General features: G+C 39.5%; 20 protein-coding genes and 1 riboswitch. Of the genes, 19 read left to right on the top strand and 1 reads right to left on the bottom strand.

Annotation, left to right across the window (positions count from 1 at the left end):
* The first annotated feature begins 4 nt into the window (after positions 1 to 4).
* The 15 genes from AC106S_RS17645 (at position 5) to AC106S_RS17715 (ending at position 13,051) form a co-directional block, all read left to right on the top strand.
* Positions 5 to 574 carry a hypothetical protein gene (locus AC106S_RS17645; RefSeq protein ID WP_482441008.1) on the top strand — a complete coding sequence of 190 codons (570 nt, stop codon included), beginning with the start codon at positions 5 to 7 and terminating at the stop codon, positions 572 to 574.
* A gap of 83 nt (positions 575 to 657) precedes the next feature.
* Positions 658 to 1,662, top strand: a complete 1,005-nt coding sequence (locus tag AC106S_RS17650; RefSeq protein WP_482441009.1) for a gliding motility protein GldB-related protein — start codon at positions 658 to 660, stop codon at positions 1,660 to 1,662.
* A gap of 241 nt (positions 1,663 to 1,903) precedes the next feature.
* Complete coding sequence (locus tag AC106S_RS17655; RefSeq protein WP_482441010.1) at positions 1,904 to 2,647, top strand: hypothetical protein; 744 nt, start codon at positions 1,904 to 1,906, stop codon at positions 2,645 to 2,647.
* Positions 2,648 to 2,665: 18 nt separating this feature from the next.
* A complete protein-coding gene (locus tag AC106S_RS17660) occupies positions 2,666 to 3,403 on the top strand; it encodes a hypothetical protein (protein ID WP_482441011.1) in 738 nt (245 codons plus the stop codon).
* A gap of 49 nt (positions 3,404 to 3,452) precedes the next feature.
* Entirely contained in the window at positions 3,453 to 4,697 is a 1,245-nt protein-coding gene (locus AC106S_RS17665) for a YncE family protein (RefSeq protein WP_482441012.1), read from the top strand.
* A 438-nt stretch (positions 4,698 to 5,135) separates the two neighbouring features.
* Entirely contained in the window at positions 5,136 to 5,915 is a 780-nt protein-coding gene (locus AC106S_RS17670) for an alpha/beta fold hydrolase (protein ID WP_482441013.1), read from the top strand.
* A gap of 8 nt (positions 5,916 to 5,923) precedes the next feature.
* Positions 5,924 to 6,277, top strand: coding sequence for a DUF2200 domain-containing protein (locus AC106S_RS17675; RefSeq protein ID WP_482441014.1), 354 nt, complete (start codon positions 5,924 to 5,926; stop codon positions 6,275 to 6,277).
* A gap of 18 nt (positions 6,278 to 6,295) precedes the next feature.
* A complete protein-coding gene (locus tag AC106S_RS17680) occupies positions 6,296 to 7,069 on the top strand; it encodes an ATP-grasp domain-containing protein (protein ID WP_482441015.1) in 774 nt (257 codons plus the stop codon).
* Positions 7,069 to 7,806: a phytanoyl-CoA dioxygenase family protein gene (locus AC106S_RS17685; RefSeq protein ID WP_482441251.1), complete on the top strand. Its 738-nt coding sequence runs from the start codon at positions 7,069 to 7,071 to the stop codon at positions 7,804 to 7,806. The genes AC106S_RS17680 and AC106S_RS17685 overlap by 1 nt, the downstream gene beginning before the upstream one ends.
* 114 nt (positions 7,807 to 7,920) lie before the next feature.
* Positions 7,921 to 8,877, top strand: coding sequence for a DUF2157 domain-containing protein (locus tag AC106S_RS17690; RefSeq protein WP_482441016.1), 957 nt, complete (start codon positions 7,921 to 7,923; stop codon positions 8,875 to 8,877).
* On the top strand, positions 8,867 to 9,937 hold the full coding sequence (locus AC106S_RS17695; RefSeq protein ID WP_482441017.1) for a DUF4401 domain-containing protein: 1,071 nt from the start codon (positions 8,867 to 8,869) through the stop codon (positions 9,935 to 9,937). Before AC106S_RS17690 ends, AC106S_RS17695 begins: the two co-directional genes overlap by 11 nt.
* Positions 9,924 to 10,409, top strand: coding sequence for a GDYXXLXY domain-containing protein (locus tag AC106S_RS17700; protein ID WP_482441018.1), 486 nt, complete (start codon positions 9,924 to 9,926; stop codon positions 10,407 to 10,409). Before AC106S_RS17695 ends, AC106S_RS17700 begins: the two co-directional genes overlap by 14 nt.
* Positions 10,410 to 10,952, top strand: coding sequence for a hypothetical protein (locus AC106S_RS17705; RefSeq protein ID WP_482441019.1), 543 nt, complete (start codon positions 10,410 to 10,412; stop codon positions 10,950 to 10,952).
* Between the two features lie 108 nt (positions 10,953 to 11,060).
* Positions 11,061 to 11,186, top strand: a riboswitch (FMN riboswitch).
* Between the two features lie 91 nt (positions 11,187 to 11,277).
* Positions 11,278 to 11,922 carry a 3,4-dihydroxy-2-butanone-4-phosphate synthase gene (gene ribB, locus AC106S_RS17710; RefSeq protein ID WP_482441020.1) on the top strand — a complete coding sequence of 215 codons (645 nt, stop codon included), beginning with the start codon at positions 11,278 to 11,280 and terminating at the stop codon, positions 11,920 to 11,922.
* A gap of 145 nt (positions 11,923 to 12,067) precedes the next feature.
* Entirely contained in the window at positions 12,068 to 13,051 is a 984-nt protein-coding gene (locus AC106S_RS17715; protein WP_482441021.1) for a T9SS type A sorting domain-containing protein, read from the top strand.
* Between the two features lie 79 nt (positions 13,052 to 13,130).
* Here AC106S_RS17715 and AC106S_RS17720 read toward each other — a convergent pair whose 3' ends face one another.
* The gene (locus AC106S_RS17720) at positions 13,131 to 15,215 is read right to left on the bottom strand and encodes a TonB-dependent receptor plug domain-containing protein (RefSeq protein WP_482441022.1); all 2,085 of its coding nucleotides are present in this window, start codon (positions 15,213 to 15,215) and stop codon (positions 13,131 to 13,133) included.
* Positions 15,216 to 15,382: 167 nt separating this feature from the next.
* Here AC106S_RS17720 and AC106S_RS17725 point away from each other — a divergent pair, with 167 nt between their 5' ends.
* The 4 genes from AC106S_RS17725 (at position 15,383) to AC106S_RS17740 (ending at position 17,935) form a co-directional block, all read left to right on the top strand.
* Entirely contained in the window at positions 15,383 to 15,778 is a 396-nt protein-coding gene (locus tag AC106S_RS17725) for a hypothetical protein (protein WP_482441023.1), read from the top strand.
* Positions 15,775 to 16,086: a hypothetical protein gene (locus AC106S_RS17730; RefSeq protein WP_482441024.1), complete on the top strand. Its 312-nt coding sequence runs from the start codon at positions 15,775 to 15,777 to the stop codon at positions 16,084 to 16,086. Before AC106S_RS17725 ends, AC106S_RS17730 begins: the two co-directional genes overlap by 4 nt.
* Before the next feature lie 120 nt (positions 16,087 to 16,206).
* Positions 16,207 to 16,959, top strand: a complete 753-nt coding sequence (locus AC106S_RS17735) for a DUF3575 domain-containing protein (protein ID WP_482441025.1) — start codon at positions 16,207 to 16,209, stop codon at positions 16,957 to 16,959.
* Positions 16,960 to 17,038: 79 nt separating this feature from the next.
* Positions 17,039 to 17,935: a hypothetical protein gene (locus AC106S_RS17740; RefSeq protein ID WP_482441026.1), complete on the top strand. Its 897-nt coding sequence runs from the start codon at positions 17,039 to 17,041 to the stop codon at positions 17,933 to 17,935.
* The last annotated feature ends 226 nt before the right edge of the window (positions 17,936 to 18,161 follow it).

The following is an 18,161-nucleotide window of genomic DNA, read 5'->3' on the forward strand; positions in this document are numbered from 1 at the left end:
CAAAATGGGACAACTTTTTGAACTCATATCAGATGAAGCCATTGAAAAATCCGATGAGGATTACACAGAATGCCACGTCTGTCAAAAAACAGGAATCGACTTATATCCATATCAGGGAAAAGCCACCCTTGATGACGGAACCGTAGATGATGACATTTATGCCGTATGCAGTGACTGTCTGAAAACTAAACCTTTAGTTCACACAGGCGGTTTCTTTTACACAGAAACTATTGAAAAATATCTTGCTTCACAGCCCCTTAACGAAACTCAAAAACTGAACCTTAAAGAAATATTGATCGGGAAATACAATCAGACTCCTGATATTCCCTTATTTTTGCAGCGTCCGGACCAGCCTATATGTTGTAATGACATTACTGAATTTACAGGCTACCCGGCGGATGATGAAGAATTATATGAAATCAGTGAAAAGAATATCTATTGGGAAGAAGGTCTAAAGGAGAAAAGTGAATATTATGATTTCAGAAAATACGGAAGCCCTGAAAGCTTACGTGAAATCGCTTCTTTTAAATGCAGGCACTGTGGTGAAAAATATTTTACCTTTCAGTTTACCTGAGCCAAACGACAGGAACGATGAATGATTAAAAACAAAAACTAATTAATCTGTAACCATAAAAACTAAAAGAGAAACAACACTCAATGAGAAACATTATTTCGGCCTTATCTTTATTGATCATTTTTTCCTGCACAACACAGACAAAAACGAACCCGTCCTTTGATTATGCGAGGCTGGAACATGTTGCAGATAGCGTAAAAGTGGGAGATATTGTGATCCTCAATGCGTTTAAGCATCAGATGCTGGCCCACAAAAACGGCAAGTACGATTCCACAAGGATTATCAACAAGGTTTATAAACCTCATCAAAAACTTTGGGACAGCTGCTACGCAGTGATCTTCGGGGATGAAAACGCCCGGAAATTCAATACCACCCGGGGAATGACAGAATGGAATAACAGCCTGTATCTGAAAAACAGACAGATGTTTGAAGAGAAAACCAACATTCTTTTGGATATTGATCTGAAAAAAACATTCAAAAAAAGCCTTGTCAAATTCAATAAACTCGTTCCATATCAGCCTAAGGCCAGAATCAGCCTGATTTTTACTCCCATCACGGGAATTGCTTTCGGAGGTTGCACCAACGAGCAGTTTGCCTTAGAACTCAATAATAAAGGAATAGAAATCCCTGCTGTTCTTCAACAGGATCTTCCCCATGAGCTGAACCATATGGTCTATGAAAAATTCAGAAATGCCGATCCTGATCATGATTCTGCCCTGAACCAGACCATTGATGAGGGATTTGCCTGCTATTTTACCTACGTATTCTTTGACGGGAAACTTGAAAAACATGAGACCGTACACCTGTCCAAAAAAGAATGGGATTGGCTCATTCAGCATGAAAAAGAACTTTTCACCCAATTAAAAAAGTATTTCGCAGACACCTCAGGGAAAAATCCATTGTTGCAGAACGATAAAATCAGACTGTTTCCGGATGCGCCGGGAAATATCAATTACTGGATGGGGTTCAGGATTATCGAAAAATATGTGGAAAAGAACGGCCCCGGTTCCTGGAAAGATGTTTATCATTTAACAGCCAAAGACCTGTTGAACAAAAGCGGCTATGAAAAATACATAGAAAGCTTATAACGTTTACAAAAATAAATTGAGGGTTGAAAAATTATCCCAAAATATTCAAAAACTATATAACAATACCCATGAAAACAACACTAAGCGCTTCTCTCCTGCTGCTATGCGGCATTATGAATACCCAGGATAAAACCACGATTGCCGGACCTGCCATACATATTGATCTGAAAAAAAGTATTTTTTAATATTCCGATACAAGTTTGCGTTATAAATGTTCCGGCCAATTCAAAACAATAAAACGATGAAGATATTTCCCTTACTGTTTATATTCTTTTCAGTAGTTTGTTCTGCACAGGTAAAATATCCTGAGTACGTTATTTCAGATAAAAACATCCGGGAACAGAAGCTTGAAACAACTGAGGACATTTATTTATTTTATCATAAAAACATTCAATATATCGGAGATCTGAAACCCCACATCAAACTGAATTATGTCTATAATGATTCACAGAATCCCCTGCTTAAGAACAACTATAAACGGCCTGATGATGAACTGAACCAACAATTCAAAAACGAATATAAAAATGTAAAGATATGGGTAGATACCCGACAATCTACCCCATTAACAATAACCAGAGCTGATACTACTAAAATATCTTCTGAAGCTTTGGAAGCAGAAATAGACAGAATAAATGAAGGGCAAAAGCCTGCTGTTGAAATTCCTGCAATAACAACCTATTATGACGGTTACCCCGTGACCGTCCACAACCTTGAAGATCAGAGTATTATCTTAGGATTCGGCAATCATATCCCGTTAATATTTGAAGCTTTGGACAAAGAAAACAAATGGCGGGAGATTTCCGGTATAAGAAAATATGGCTGCGGAAACGGAATTCAATACATCATGTTAAAACCGAACCAGATTGCCACTGTTTTTGAACCTAAAATTACAGGAAACTTCAAAACAAAATTCAGATACAGATTAAAAAATATAGTTTCCAATGAATTTGAAGGAAGTATCAATGAAGATTATTTAAAAAACTAACTTAATAACCAATCCGCCATGCATTTCACCAAATATTTAATCCCGTTTCTCGGCCTTCTTCTGTTCATCTCCTGTTCCGGACCTGTTCCCGCCTCAAAAATCACAGATATTTCCGATGTAAAAGCGGAAATTGATATCTACCAAAGCTTAACGGATCAGGCAGACAATATCATGTCGGTGGCTTTATACGATAAAAAAGATAAGAAAATCGGCAGTGATTCAATTACCATATGGGTCAACCGGAAAAAAGCGGAATATACTGTCATCGAACAGTTGTACTACACCAAAAGCTATCAGTACAGGCTTGAAAACATTCCTCCTGAAAATGATCAGTATCAGGTGGAAATCCAGCTGTCCAACGGTAAAAAATTTGCTTTGGGATCCATTAATGCCCTTAAATTAAGCGATCCTTCCCGTATCACCACCACAGAAAGCACCACCACCCGGGATTTCACCGTACACTGGGCTGATCTTCATGACGTAAATAAACTCTATATCTCAAAAACTTTTGATAAAAAAGATAAAGACAACCCCAATGTAACCATCGCCACCCCGGGAAAAACCGACACCCTGAATATTGGGAAAGACGGCAGCTATTCAATTCCCAGAGAAAAGCTTCTCAAATCCGGCGAAAAACTGAGCATCATCAGCCTGGAATTCACCGCCCGGAAAACCGGAACCATCAATCCCCTTCTCTTAAAAGGAAGTTATATAAAGATCAAAGGCAACCACGATAATCCGGTATTTTTCAAATAAAATAATTATCTTACCCACATATCCCTGAACAGGGCAAAAACACGACTCAATGCAAGACACTACAATCCAAAAAGAATGGTTCTCAGAAGGAGAACACTATGCAACAGCAATCAATGAAATGGTGGAATTCGGCGAAAAAAACGGCTGGGAAAACTGGAAAGGCGAAGAGCCCCAGGATAAAAGAGACCGTTTGGGAGCCGAAGTTTTCGAACTGCTGAAAACAGCTAACCTGAATAACGATACAGAACGTTTCAGAGAACTGTTCCCTCCTGCCCACACCCCCATGATTCAGTTCATGAAAGAAAAATCTCAAAGTATTGAACAGATCCTTTTTATTGAGGATGAAAAAATTGCTTTCGTAACCGGAGCTCATTATGAAAAAAGACAGGCCTATCTTCTTGATCATGATCAGATTACCCCGCTTGACGGGAACATCCAAGCCATAGGAAAATCCAAACAGGGAAATATTTTCGCCATAGCCCGCGGAGAGACTATTTCAGTGTACAAAAACTGGGACGGAGAGCTGATTCAGGAATTCTCATTTGACAAAACTGTCAATTCAGGGATTACAGAAATGGTTCCGTTCAATGACGGAAGCAAAGTCCTGATCGTTTCTTCAAACGGAATTTATCTGGCATCAAAAGACAGCGAGAAACTCATTCATCCTATCAATGAAGATGACGAAGAAGACTGGTCTCCGGATATCGATATGGAAAATGCCGCCCTTTCCCATGATAACGCCTACATTGTTGTGGGAGATCAGGATTATGACCACAGAATACTGGATGCTGATGGCAACAGCGTAGGATCAGTAGGACCTCAGTCTTCCTATCCCCATTTCTGCCTGTTTTCTAAAGACGACAGCCAGCTGATTACCAACTCCTGCCATTTCTACAACGGAATTACGATTGCCATCAATTCAGATCAGTATAAGGACGCAGCTATTGAAGCTTATACGGAAAATGAAGGTCTTATCTACATTGATGAAGGAATGAGAGTATATGCAGGAGCTTCCACAAAAGATTATTATATACTTGGTGATGCTTATGGCTATATCAAAGCTTTCGACAAAAACGGGAACCAGCTGTGGAGACACTTTTTAGGCTCCACCATCAGCGGAATGACCCTTTCTGATGACGAAGAAACCCTATGGGTAGGTTCCAGCTCCGGAATGCTCCACAAGCTCAAACTCGGAAAAGGACACCGCGATACCCACACCATTGGCAACGGGAAGCATTATGAAGATTTCAGGCTGCTGATCTGGAATAACGAACCGCAGGTCTGGAAATGGTAACCTTCTGAAATACAACAAAACATCTGCGGATCTGTGGAAATTTTTATACGCCCGCAGATAAAGCAGATTCTTTTATCTGCTGCATATTATTTGATTAGAAAAAACATTTTAAAACGTTATAGGTTTTGGAAACCTATAACGTTTATTTTTTAACGCAAACATCTACGGATCTTGAGAAAAAAATATCCACAAACATCTGTAAAATCTGTGAAATCTACGGGAAATTCAATTTTAATAACTGAAAATCTCTGGTTTTCTTGTGTCCTAAAAACACACAGCAGAATAAACCTTACACTATTGTGCCTACCAACATTCATATCAGTTTCCCACAAATCTCGCTGATCACACAGATTTTTACAGTCCAACGGGCTATACATACTGATTTTTTGTAATTTAGTTTTTTAAGAAAAAAAATAAACCTCAGACAAAATAATTTCCATGGAAAAATATGCAGTATCATCAGACGGACAGAAAATCTACTACCGGGAATCAGGAAAAGGAAATCCTACCGTCATCTTTATCCACGGATGGCTGGGCAGCGGAGAATGGTGGAATGATCAGCTGGAATATTTCAGGGACCAGTATCATATGGTAACTCTGGATCTTGCCGGACACGGAAAATCAGACGCTTCAAGACAGCACTGGACCAGTACCCGTTATGCTGACGATATCAAGGCAGTGGCCGACAGCATCGGCTCTTCGGAGATGATCCTTGTCGGGCATTCCATGTCCGGAGCTTATGTTCTTGAAGCGGCCTTACAAATTCCAGAAGTAAAATCCCTGATCCTGGTAGATACTTTAAAGAACCTTGATGAATATTTTTCAGAAGATCAGGCAGAACAGTTTTTATTTACCCATTACAGGAGCGATTTTAAAAATGCTGTGGAAAACATACTTCCTCAATACCTGTTTGCCGAAAAAACACCTGCTGCAGTAAAAGAAAGGGTACAGTCTGAGTTTTTACAGAACGAACCGGAAATGGCGGTCAACCTTCTGATACCTTTGTATAAAACGGATTTCCGGGACATCGCGAAACAGGTTCAGGTCCCGGTAAGAGCTATTAATTCTGATAATTCGCCTACCCATATAGAAAATAACAGGAAATATTTAAAAGACTATGACTGTGTAGATATTACTGAAACCGGTCATTATCCGATGCTGGAGAAACCGGAAGAATTCAACCGTATACTGGACAGGGTTATTCAGGAATTACAATAAATATAAAAATGCAGAATACAAGGGTTTATGAAATGGCTTTTTCCGGAGTGTATCCTCATTACATCCAAAAAGCAGAGAAAAAGGGACGTACAAAAGCTGAAGTTCATGAAATCATATTCTGGCTCACCGGATATGATGAAAAGAGTTTACAGGATATTTTAGACAATAAAACCAATTTTAAAACTTTTTTTGAGCAGGCTCCTCAGATCAATGCCAATGCATCTCTTATAAAAGGAGTAATCTGCGGATACCGTATCGAGGACATTGAAGATGAACTGATGAGAAATATCCGGTATCTGGATAAACTTATTGACGAACTCGCCAAAGGAAAAAAGATGGAAAAGATATTAAGAACTCCCTGAGAAAATATTAAAAAAACGATGATTGAAAAAGCTTATATCCATGAATACGGCAATAAAAAACTGGAACCTGAACATCAGGACGTGATCGATGTATTAGAAAAAAGAAATATCGGATACGAACTTTTTACCGATAAAAAGATCTTCAGAAATCAGCTGAACATTGACGGAACAACGTTTGTTGCTGGAAATCACTTTGTCTTTTCTTCAATTTTCAGAAAATATAAAATCAATCCGCCAACTGACTGTTATCCTCAATGTCTTCGTCCGTATCTGCTGCGAAATGTCTGGACCACTACCATACGTGATCTCCTGAGAAATATGGACGGAGAACTGCAGCCTGTTTTTGTTAAACCCAAATCCGATACAAAGCTTTTCACCGGATTCAGGATGGAATCCGCTTCTGATCTTTATCTTTTAGCTGATTTCCCAAAAAATACGGAACTCTACTGCTCACAATCAGTAGACTGGAAAGCAGAATACAGGGTTTTCGTCAATCAATCAAAGATTGTCGGTATACGGCTATATGACGGTGATGAACAATATCAGCCGGATATGGAAGTCATCCGGAATGCAGTACAGGATCTGGAAAATTCGGAGGAAAAAACCGGAGGTTACGGCATCGACTTTGGTGTTTTATCCGACGGCCGCACAGCTTTGGTAGAATGGAACGATGGCTATGCACTTGGATCTTACGGCCTTGATAAGGAAATATACACCGATTTATTACTGGAAAGATGGTCTGAAATCGCAGACAGCCTATCGAAATCCGGGATTCAGAATAAAAAATTATGATGAATATACAGGAGAGTTATCACAATAAAGGGTATATGCACTTAGAGCAGTTTTTCTCTGAAGAAGAGTTGCAGCCTCTGGAGAAAATTCTCCATACCTTCCATCAGGCATGGCTGAAAGATAATGACGCAGATTATAAAGCCGGAGCGATCAACAGCCACAGCATTACCTCAGCTCAACAAATTACCAGACAGGAAAGGCTGGATCTATTCAGGTTTATTTCTCAGGAAAAGATTTCACAACTTATCCACACTCTTTTTCCCGGAAAAGCTATATTTCTCAATACCCAGCTGTTTTTTGACCCGTTCAATGTACAGCAGACCAATTACTGGCACCGTGACATTCAGTATACGGGGATGTCCATTGAAGAGCAGAAGAAAAATATTCAGACCCGGAATGTTCTTCATTTCAGAATCCCTCTCAAAGCAGAATCCGGTATTGAACTGATCCCGGGAACCCACCGTGAATGGGATCTGAAAGAGGAACTGGAAACGCGGCTTTCAATGAATGGGAGAAAGCCTGGAGACCCTCTTGAACGGGGAAGAAAAATCCCGTTAAACAGAGGAGATCTTCTTATTTTTTCCGCCAATATGATCCACAGGGGACTTTACGGGAACAACCGTTTTACCTTCGATATTATCTTCTGTGATGATATCCCGGAATTCAGGGATTTTATCGATTTTAAAAACTATCCTGCAAAAGAAGAATTATATTTGTTAAATGCAGATTTATTTTAGCCGGCATTTCTATTCGGAAATTTAATATTCGGACCGGGATTGTTCAATGGTGAAAACTCAATTCATTTTATTTTTTTAACAGATCCGAAAAACACATTACGACACAAGACTCCAATGAAAGACATACAGAGAGAAGACATTCAGATTCTCAGCACGCACAGCGATCTCACGGAAAGAGAAGTCGCAGAGATTCTGGAAAAATATATTTACAACGACAAAAATTCCTGGCAGAAATTCCTTCAGCTTTTTTTAATGACTCTTGGAATTGGCTTTACCGTCTCCGGGATTATTTTTTTCTTTGCCTATAACTGGGCAGACGTACCTAAGTTTGCGAAAATAGGGCTGACAGAAGGTTTGGTGATCGCTACAACTGCACTTACTTTCCTTCCCAAAATCAATTCCAGTATCCGGAAAATCATTCTCACCGGAGCAGCGGTTTTGGTGGGGGTTTTATTTGCGGTATTCGGGCAGATTTATCAGACCGGAGCCAATGCTTATGATTTTTTCCTGGCATGGACTCTTTTTATTACCCTGTGGGTCATTATCTCTGATTTTGCCCCACTGTGGCTGATCTATATCATTCTGGTCAACACCACTTTCATCCTGTATACCCGGCAGGTGGGCAATGATCAGGGTTCTACCTATGTTTTCACCATTCTGTTTCTGATCAATGCAGTATTACTGGTAGCAGGCATTCTGATTTCCAAATACAAAAAAACAGCGATACCCGGTTGGTTTACCACCATCCTTTCATTAGGTGCAGCCAGCTTTGCCACCTGTGGAATCATTACGGGAATCTTTGGGGAACAGACCGCAGCAACAGCTATTCTGGCTGTACCTGTAATCATTGTCTATAAATTGGGAATCCTGCATGCGCTGAATGTAAAAAGCCTCTTTTATCTTGCTATCATTCCTCTCAGTGTGGTTATGATCATAGCAGCCTTTATTTTCCGGATTACAGGAGAAGGCATAGCTTCCTTTCTATTCGTGTCCCTGTTTATTTTAGGAAGCATCACACTGGTTATTAAAAACCTGCTCAACCTTCAAAAAAAATGGAAAAATGAGAAATAAAGAAAACATAAAAGAGCTGATGGATATGCTTCGGACCTCAGCTGAAAGAGAAATCCATTTTGATGAAGAAGCCATTGTTTCAGTCTACCAGAAAAAGGAAACAGACCAGTCATTAGCGATTAAAATCCTTTCTGTTTTCGGAGGAATACTCGCGTGTCTGGCATTTATAGGGTTTCTTTTCCTGGCCCAGATATTCAGTTCAGAAGAAGGCATTACCTTATTCGGAGGAATCTGCATTGTGGGTTCAGCCCTTCTCAGCAGATTTTCAAAGAAAGTAATAACCGATACGCTCTCCGTTTCATTTTATATTACAGGTCTTACACTGCTCGGGCTTGGCCTTTCCAGTCACGACAATACCATGCAGCTTACCTTTATAGCTATTGCATTATGCATCCTGTTTCTGGTACATAATTATATTCTTTCCTTCATTTCCGTACTCATTCTCAATGGCAGTATCCTGTCACTTATTATAACCAACGAGGTATACGGTCTTACTTATATCTTCATTGCCGTTCAGGCCCTCATAGTTACCTTTATCTTCCTCAAAGAAGCAAAGATCATTACCGCCGGCAGAATCCTTTCAGGGTTATACGATCCCGTTTGCACAGGAATGGCATTATCATTCATTGCCGGGCTGGCTTATATTGGATTTGAAGATGAAATGTCCGACCCCACTCCTGCATTCTACAACGGACTGTCATCGGCCGTTATTATTCCGGCCGTCCTTTATGTGGTTTCTGTTTTATTAAAAAAATTACAGGTTACCCATACCGGATATAAGATCACCGTTTATATACTGACTTTTTTAATTTTACTGCCAACAGCATTATCTCCGGCCATATCAGGTGCTATTCTCGTTATTTTATTAAGCTTTCTGGTCAATTATAAAACAGGATTTGCACTGGCCTGCACAGCCCTGATTGCTTTCATCGGGAAACTGTATTACGACCTTCAGCTGACCTTGCTCATCAAATCCGTTCTTTTATTTTCGTCCGGCATCATGTTCCTGGTCATTTATGCATTCATCCACAAAAAACTGATTTCCCATGAAAAAATATAAATGGCTTATTATTCTTTTCAATCTCGTTCTGCTATTGGGATATTTCAATTATTCCGTCATCAGAAAAGAAAATTTGCTGAAGGACGGCCAGCTGATTTTACTGCAGCTCGCCCCGGTAGATCCCCGCTCACTGATGCAGGGTGATTATATGACTTTAAGATATGCTATTGCCGGGACTTTAGGTGAAGAAGGTATTCCTAAGCGGGGCTACTGTGTGGTAACCCTTGATAAAAACGGAGTAGCTCATAAAGTACGGTTTCAGGAAAACAAAACCCCGCTGAAAACCGGGGAACATCTTATCAGCTATACTTCAGGTGAATGGAGCATCAATATCGGTGCAGAATCTTTCTTTTTTCAGGAAGGACATGCCCGGAAATATGAAGCAGCAGTATATGGCGGGATAAAAACGGACAAAAACGGCAACAGCTTACTGATAGGGCTTTATGATAAAAATCTCAAAAAGATCAACTAAATGATTCAGTGGAATTATTTTTTCGGAGCCATTATGCTGGATTCCGATTATAAAGGTTTTCTCGATTTTCTCCAAAACAGGATGAAAGCTAAGGACTATTATTATTTTCATCCCGACATATTTTCCAAGTCTACCCTGGAAATCCCTTACTGCTATGAAAACGCTCTGATTTCTTTCGGAAGAACAGCCAAATGGTTTCTGCAGGATGAATATAAGCTTCATCACTTCATCCGGGAATTTGAAGATATTTTAAACCACCTGGATTTTGAATATGCACAGATAAGAGCAGGAACCGTTTATTCAGAATATTCATTTTTCTGGATGAATAAGAAAAAGCTGGAAAAATACAAAACAGGGATCCAGGAAACAATGGATCATTTTAAAGAATATAACATCCGTTTTTATGAAAATGAACATTTCTTTTTCGGATTAGGTGATATTGAGCTGTCAACCGGCTGGTGTGAAAGAAAAAATGATGATGCCGAGGATTTTGACCGTCAATATCCGGACTTTAAATATCCTGTTGAACAGATTATCCGCTAAAATACTTCTCCAGTTCAAAAAACTTCCCGAAATTTGCAGCCTGTACGTTAAATACAATATAGTGAAATAAAAAAAATTTAAAGTAAACATACAGCAAAACTTAGAATAAGTTTTCTTCGGGGCGGGGTGAAATTCCCTACCGGCGGTTACAGTCCGCGACTCCTTTCTTCTGAAAGGACTGATCTGGTGAAATTCCGGAACCGACAGTTAAAGTCTGGATGGGAGAAGAAAATGAAACGGTCAGTAAGATACCTTACGGGCTTATTGTGCCGTATTTCATTTCCATGTACCGAAGACTGTTTTACCTTTTTAAAAGTAAAATAACATGGAAAAATTATTAGAACAGTTTGGAGCAACCTCCACAGAGCGTGTAGAAAATGCGCTTCTTAAATTACAGCAGGGAAAAGGAATTCTTTTAGTAGATGATGAAAACCGTGAAAACGAAGGCGACATCATCTTTCCCGCATCCACCATTACAGAACAGGACATGGCGCTTCTGATCCGCGAATGCAGCGGTATTGTCTGCTTATGTATTTCGGAAGAAAAAAGCAGGCACCTGAACCTCCGTCCGATGGTAGAAAACAACAACTCTAAAAACCAGACCGCTTTTACCATTTCTATTGAAGCCAGAGAAGGCGTGGAATCCGGGGTTTCGGCTAAAGACCGTGTAACAACCATCAGAACAGCCGTGGCAGCGGATGCACAGGCCGCTCATATTGCAAGCCCGGGACATGTTTTCCCTCTGATTGCTAAAAAAGACGGTGTTTTCGAAAGACGCGGGCATACCGAAGGCAGTGTAGATCTGGTAAAACTGGCTAACCTGGGTGATGATGCCGTACTCTGCGAGCTGACCAATGAGGACGGTTCTATGGCCAGACTTCCGGAAATCGTGGATTTTGCCATCAAAAGAGAAATGAGCGTTGTAACCATTGAGGATATCCACGCTTACCGTACAATGATCAGTAATTAATATCGATTAACAATACCATATATTTAACGTACAGAAGAGCCATCCGGATTACCGGGTGGCTTTTTTATTGAAAAATTTTCATCAAAAATTAATTATGTTAACAATCAAACCCTGTTTTTATTTAACTTTAATAAAAAATTGGGACATGAAAAAAACTCTACTTCTGGCACTTGCAGCTTTCGGGCTTTGCTCTGCTCAAACTACCATTACCAAAGCATTTAACGACCCTGTTATTGGCGAAACAGTCAATAATCTGATCATCAACGGAACAGTAGATAATTCTGCAACCGGTAACAATGTGGTGTTCAACAACGCTTCTCTTACACAAGGTGCGGCATCTCCCACCGTATACTCCGCTCCTGATGCCGGAGAAATCACAACCTATCCCGGTTCTACTATAAAAATGACAGGAGGCGGCAATACCATCCTGTTTAAACAGACGGCCTCAAAACTGGAAATCACCGGACTTATCACCCCTGATGCTACCCTGAATTTTGCAGCAAACAACGGAACTTATATATCTTACCCTGCTGCTTTTGGTTATACAGAGACCGATACAGCACAGGGAACTTTCTCCTCATCGGCAGCTTCCGGAAATTTCAGCGGTAATATCAATATTTCAGCGGATGCTGCCGGAACCCTGATCATCGGGCCTAATACCTATACCAATGTTTTAAGAATAAAATCAGTTCAGGTCTTTAACCTGACAGTAGGTCCTTTTCCTGCCGGAACCATTACCAATACCTCTTACCTGTATTACAGCGGAACCTACAAGGCCCCATTATTGTCATACACAAGCGCCAACATCAACGTTCCTGCTCTTAACATGAACCAGACCACTACGGCGGCTCAGGCATTGAGCGTGGCCTTCCTCGGCACCGGAGAAACCGTAAAAAAAGACCGTTTCAGAGTTTATCCGAATCCGGCACAGGACTTTATCGGATTTACAGGACAAACAGGAGATTATTCAACTGCTAAAATTTACAGTTTAGACGGAAAACTGATCAAGACCTCAGATATACAGTCCGGGAAAGTTCAGGTTTCTGATCTTCCGGCTTCTTCTTACTTCATAGAGTTTTCAGGAAAGGATTCTGCCAAAAAAGAAAGCACAAAATTCATCAAAAAATAAAATTTGTTTTCAACTAAAAAAATCCGTTCAGAGTTTTTCAGAACGGATTTTTTTTAATGAATCAGTTACTGAAAAGGCATCAGAACGTAGCGGCAGGAGCCGTATCATTATTCAGCTTTCTCTGAACTTCGGTTTTCTTTCCTTTGGAGAGGTCAAAGCTAACCCCTAAAACAAACATCGATTTATTATTCATGATCTTTGTATCAACATTATAGTTGACTAAGCTTTGAGGAAGACTTTTTGTTCTATAATGAGAAGGCATTCCTATCCAGTACATTCCCGTGGTAAAGGTCCAGCTTTTCAGTTTGTAACTGGCAAAAATGTGATTTTTATTCTCATTGGTATTAAGGAAAGCCCCGCTTAAGGTATACACCGGAATATTAAACATATACTGTACACTGAAAGACTTATATTCCGAAGATGCTACCAAATAATTGGAGAGGTAGTTATTTTTGATCAGCTCTCCGGATGTTGTTCTGATCATTTCCGATACCGGAGCGATCATTGCTTTCAGCACCAGAAGACTATTTCCGAAAGGCTTGTAAGATCCCGTAAGCTGCAGACCGTATTTCTGCCCGTTTCTGGCATTTTCATACGTGAGTGCATATCCTCCGAAAGTATCATCCTGAACATAATACTGGTTGATTATTCTATCTGTATAAGTGTAAAACAGGGAAGCATTGAAATCAAAATATTTATTATTCAGGGAATAAATCAAATTATTGGAAAGTACCTGCTGCGACTTTAAAAAAGGATTTCCTCTCCGTACAATATTAGGAGCCTGCTGTACGACATTGCTGCTGAGTGCATTACTCCCGGGGCTTACCGGAGTATAGCTTCCCGTAAATCTGAGGCTCTGATTATTCTTCAGCTGATACCCTAAAATAAGTCTGGGTGTAAAAGACCATTCATTAAAGGTATTTTCAGCACTCTTATTATGGATATTAGTAAGACCGGCACCAAGTCTGTAAGTAAATTTACCCTTCTTTCCTGAAAATTCCGTATAAAAATACTGTTCCATGTAATTAACGTCATACTGGGAGTATCCTGCAAGATTATTCAGGTCATTGGAAATGGACGAAGAGGAAATACGATAGCCTGATGATAGTTTCCCGGCTTTAAAATCATGGGTATGAGCCAGCTCTCCTACAAAATTGGTCTGCTCCGTTTTTAAAACCATATCATTATCATACACAGAATTTCCTGATGAAACTACCCACTCTTTCGCAAATTCCGTAATATCCGTATTGTAATGGGATCCTACCGCATTGATGCTCACCTCATCCTTACTGCCAATCTTTTTTGAATAATAAAGATCCAGCTTAGGATTGATATAGTCTGAACCGTAATTCTTAAACATCTCATGTGTTTCTTCCGTATTGTCTTTAGTAAATAAACTCATGCCTTTTGTTTTTGAAAAACTGCTTACCAGATCCATATTCAGTTTAACCTGAAAGGTATAGTTATCCGGAACCATACGGGTGTAACGTAACGCAATATTCTGTGTGGTATATCCAAAATGGTCCTTTCTTTCTTCTTCCGAACGGTAATGCTGACTGTTCAGATTATAATCATAAATACTCTGCACCTGTCTGTTATCATAATCTCTCAGGCTCAGGGAGTATTCCAGTCCGAAATCATTTTTCCCTTTTGTATAGCTGGCATAGGCTGAAGCATCTACAAACCCGGTGTTCAGTGCAGAAGTAACATCGGCTCCCAAAAGATACCCTGTTTCCGTAGATCTCGTTATAATATTCACTACGATATCGGCTCTTGATGCCCAGCGTGCAGGAGGAATGTCGTAATATTCCACTTTTACCACCTCATTAGGGGCTATACTGCGGATCTGCAGGTCTGTGGCTTCAATTCCGTTGATAAGAAACAGCGTTGTTCCTCCTTTTATACTTGTGATGGAGTTAGAAATCGGGTCCAGCTGCAGTTCCGGAAGGGTACGAAGCAGATCTTTGGCATAACGGGCTTTCTCCAGTGCTTCCTTATCAAAAGTATAGACCGCCTTATCCGCAAATTGCTTTTTTCGCTGGGATTTCAGAATAACCTCCTGAATCTCTTTTGTTTTTGAGGTATCTACGGTATCCTTTTTTGCTTCCTGCGAGAACATGAAAATACTGCTGAGAAAACAAAGAGTATAGATCGTTTTTTTCATATCAGAAATTAGTTTTATACCTTTAGAACAACTGACGTACGGTATTTGCTACATCAGTTTTTTTTAAATAAATAAATTGGGAGGGAGGTTTAAGGAGTAAAACTCTCATTACTATCATTTTGAAGTCCCAATTTTTTATATCTTTAGATCAACCTGAAAACCTATGAATGAAGAAATTTTCAACTTTTATTATCATTATTCTGATCCTTCTTCCGATGCTTGTTTACCTGAATCCTTTTTCCTGGGGAATGGGAAGAAAAAAGCAATATTCTCCCAACCGGAAAACCGAAATACTGATGGAAAATCTCAATAAAAAATACAATACTGATCTTGAGATTATGGAAGTTCCTGATACATTGTGGTATTTCAGAGATCTGAAAACAAAGAAAATTCAGAAGCTGGAAAACTTCAGTCTCTTTTCATTTGATAAAGAACGCTGTTCCCCGGAAGCTGTCCGTTTATTTGTTCATGATTTCAGAAAAGAATTTGTTCACCGGAAATATTTTGATTCCGTGATCGTATCTTACGGTGATTCTGTACTCTATAAAACTTCGATGCGATGAAAGTTCTGACAGTTTACCGGTTTCAGTCCGCTGCTTACCTGCTGATTATCATTTTTGTGATCCAGCACTTTCTGTTCAGCGGTTACAGCTTCAATTATATCTTTTATGAGACAGTAGTATCTGTTTTTTTCATCGCTTCGGTGATCATCATCCTGGTTTCCGTGATTCCATTCATTGTTGAGAGCATTATCACTTTAAACCGGAAAACCATTGTGGAAACCGAGTTGAAATACCTCATCATCAATCTTGTCCTTTATTATTCCGTCATTGCTTCCAGTTTTTATCTTTTTACCCAGACCCGGTTATAACACGCATTAATTTAGCATCCATATTGTTATTTTAAAGTTAAAAATGAAATCATATTAAAATATTTTTATTTTTCTGCCCGTTTTTTGCTGGTATTTTTTTACACCACAAAATATAAAGTCATGAAAAAGCTTATTATTCTGATCCCTTGTTTTCTGTTTTTGAAAACCAGTGCTCAGGAATCTGAAATCATTCCCGCAGACAGAATGAATATCATTAAGACCAATGTGACTGCCTATGCGTTCAGAAACATCAATCTTTCCTATGAAAGAGCCATTACTCAGTGGTTCTCTCTCAACATAGGATTCGGAACCATGCTTCAGGGAAAAGTTCCTTTTATCAATTCCTTTTTGAAAGATGAAGATGAAAAACGATTTCAGAATCTAAGGGTAAAAGCGACCAATTTCACCATAGAACCCAGATTTTATATAGGAAAAGGCTACGGCAAAGGCTTTTATTTTGCACCTTATTACCGGTTCTCTGATGTTTCGTCCAACACTTTTGATTTTTATTACGATTATAATGCTCCGGGTGGTACTAGCTACCAAATTCCGCTCAAAGGTCAGGGAAGCACCAGAGGAAACAGCGGAGGACTGATGGTGGGTGTACAGTTTTTCCTCACGAAAAGCCAGAACCTCGTTCTTGACTTCTGGATCGCAGGGGCCCATTACGGCAGCGGAACAGGAGACTTTACCATGACCAGCGATTATGTCCTTACCCCCGATATGCAGGCACAGCTGAAAAAAGAAATCGAAAATCTGGATCTTCCCTTCGTGGATTATACCGTAGAAACAAATCCAAACGGGGCAAAAATAAAAGTTGACGGACCCTGGGCAGGTTTCAGAAGCGGACTTTCCCTGGGATACAGATTTTAATCATCCGTCCGGAAACAATTGCAGCTGTTCTTTTATTTCTGGATGAAATTTGTATATTGGCGCTCAATATACCATGAAAATGATAGAATTAATACAGCAAAATAAGCTTAAAGAATTGAAAGAAGCTTTGAGAAATTCTGAAGAATTTCAGATCCACAGATATCTTTACGAAATATTAAATAATAACTTTGTGGAGATCAATGAGGATAGTTTTCCCTGTGACCGATATCAGGTTGAATTTTTAGAAGGTCTTCAGCTTTACAAAGCCCTTGAAAAATCTGAGATCAATGAAGATCATTTGAAACAATATACTGCTCTTTTGGTTCATCTTGCATTCATCACAAGTGCCCATATTCAGTATCTTGCCACTGAAGCCATGAATCAGAATTTTTATCTTTCAGATCTCGAGCATATTGACAATTTCAGAGTTTTACCTGAAATCAGAGGAAGTATTCAGGAGCTGATACAGCTTCTTGAAATAAAGACCGGGGAAGAAAAATCCATCGCCAATCTTGCCGTCGCAAAAGCAAAAATAAGCAACTCCATCGGTAATACTCTTGAAAAGTATGAGATAGGAGAAGATATGCTGCAGTTTGCAGAAAATTTTGAAAAGGTGGGAGAAACCGGGACAGCCATAAGAATTCACCAGGGAATTATGAACGATTTTGAATGTGAATCCGTAAAATTAAGTTCCGGAATAATACCTGAAATGAATCATGTAGATGACCGCCCTGAAGCAGAAATTGAGGTTTTCAATAAGGCTAAAGCTCATTTTGAAAGATTAACCGGACAAAAAGTAGAGGAACCGAACAGAATTCATGTGACCGAAAGAAGAGAAGCTGAAAATTCAGCAGCATCAACCGCTGAAACCTCTCCGTCACAAGATCAGACAACTTCTCCTGAACCGGATCGCTCCCCCTCTCCTGCCCAACCCGGACTGCTGAATAAAATAAAAAAGTTCTTTGGTAAAAGCTAATTACAGCTGCCACTCATGCACAAATAAAAACTGAGCACTTACGGCTGTTTTAACCTTAATACTGTACACCGGATAAATTCAACTGCATTTAAAAAATATCTGCCTTCTTTTATCAAAATTGAAAATAAACCTGCACCATCTGTCAGCGGTTTTTACATTCACAGATTAAGCAGATTTTTTACTTAACGTACATCATCCTGATACGTGAGAAAAGTATATAAACACC

Source organism: Chryseobacterium sp. FR054 (assembly GCF_056844565.1).